Source organism: Microcystis sp. M53602_WE12, assembly GCF_030065455.1.
Lineage (GTDB): Bacteria > Cyanobacteriota > Cyanobacteriia > Cyanobacteriales > Microcystaceae > Microcystis > Microcystis aeruginosa.
This window is the reverse complement of sequence record NZ_JASJFB010000804.1, coordinates 1-1,447: the sequence shown is the minus strand read 5'-3', so window position 1 is coordinate 1,447 and position 1,447 is coordinate 1. Positions and strand designations below refer to the sequence as shown.

The 1,447-nt window shown below is 42.2% G+C and carries 2 protein-coding genes and 1 pseudogene; 1 reads left to right on the top strand and 2 read right to left on the bottom strand.

Annotation, left to right across the window (positions count from 1 at the left end; translation table 11 throughout):
- Window positions 1–219 precede the first annotated feature (219 nt).
- Window positions 220–528 carry a hypothetical protein gene (locus PX482_RS24570; protein ID WP_002757098.1) on the bottom strand — a complete coding sequence of 103 codons (309 nt, stop codon included), beginning with the start codon at window positions 526–528 and terminating at the stop codon, window positions 220–222.
- 276 nt (window positions 529–804) lie between these two features.
- Between PX482_RS24570 and PX482_RS24565 the strand changes: the two genes are divergently transcribed.
- On the top strand, window positions 805–1,275 hold the full coding sequence (locus tag PX482_RS24565) for a hypothetical protein (RefSeq protein WP_373276126.1): 471 nt from the start codon (window positions 805–807) through the stop codon (window positions 1,273–1,275).
- Between the two features lies 1 nt (window position 1,276).
- Here the strand turns inward: PX482_RS24565 and PX482_RS24560 are convergent.
- A pseudogene (locus PX482_RS24560) lies at window positions 1,277–1,447 on the bottom strand (transposase); the annotation flags it as partial.

The window sequence follows — 1,447 nt, the reverse complement described above, 5'->3', positions numbered from 1 at the left end:
TCCTTATCTGGCAAGAGACTTAATTGATTAGTTCGCTCTAGATAAAAAACAATTGACAAAAATCGCTAAATGCCTTTCTATATAAGGGTTCCATCCCTTATAACCCCCGTCCATTGCATAACACAAACCGAAGAGCCTAAATTTTCTTGGTCAGTGATAAATATCTGACATTGGGAAATTCTCGAATGGTTTGTTCGATTTGCAAAAAATAGGCCTCAATCATTTTAATTCTTGGAGATTAGCCTCGTTTTGAAGAAGCATTTCATATAGTCCAGACCAAACTATAAAGTCCGATTCATCTCCTAAAATACCTTGGGAAAATTGCTGATAAAATTCTTTGGATGTCATTTGATATTGTTTTTCCAGAGCTGCTAAATCTAATTTTAGATTCAAATTGCTTTTTTGTAATTCGGCAATCTGATAATCAATAATGCTTTGGGCAAATTTTTCTTGATCTTTGATGGAGTTTAAAATCTTTTTAAGGCGTTTTTCGGTTTCAGGCTGAACAGATAGATGAAAATCTAACATAAACTGTCTCATTACCACAAATCAAGCGGGATTTCATTCTAGCAAGCGTCAGCCCTGGAGGAGAAGAATGTAAAGATTTACAAATTGTATCTTATGATACAATGCGGGGGGAGAAGTATGTAAGCTCTGGGGTGTTCTGTTCGCTAATGTCGCACGCACTCAAATCCATCCACTACAGCACTTTTAGGCAAATCAATGAAAAAAATACAACAACTCTGCTTTGTCTCCGGAGTTGCCCTGGCGACCCTGGCAACGGCTAGTGCGGCACAGGCTGCTTTGGTGGTCGTCCCCCCCTACTTGGCTCCTGGCGCTCAGTATCGTTTGGTCTTTGTCACTGACGGCACACGGGATGCGACAAGCTTCGACATCAACGACTACAATACCTTTGTCACCACTCAAGCCAGAGGGGGAACCCCAGCGATTGATACGGCTCTTGATCTGGCTTTAAATGCGGCGGGATTTAACCCGAATACGATCACTTGGAAGGCGATCGCTTCTACGCAAACAGGCGGTTCTTCTACCGGAGTCGATGCTCGTGATAATACAGGGACTAATCCATCGAGTACGGGTGTTTCCATCTACCTCATAGATGGCACCCCAGTCGCCAACAATAATACCGATCTCTGGGATGGCTCCATATTACGACCGATTAACGTAACTCAGAGTGGTGCAACAACACCAACAGCGGTTGTTTGGACTGGATCGAATGCATCGGGAATGGTGGCTCTTCGTTACTCTTTATGCTAAATCAACAGACAAGATGCCAAGACAACATACTTCTAACCCAAAAATTCCGAAAGTTTCTAAAGCCATAGCCTCTCCGTTTTATTAGTTTAAGTTTATTGTTGATTGTTGATTCCCTCGACCACCCCATTCGTTGTCCTTCGCTCGAAATAACTAATTATTTCTCCAAACCAGT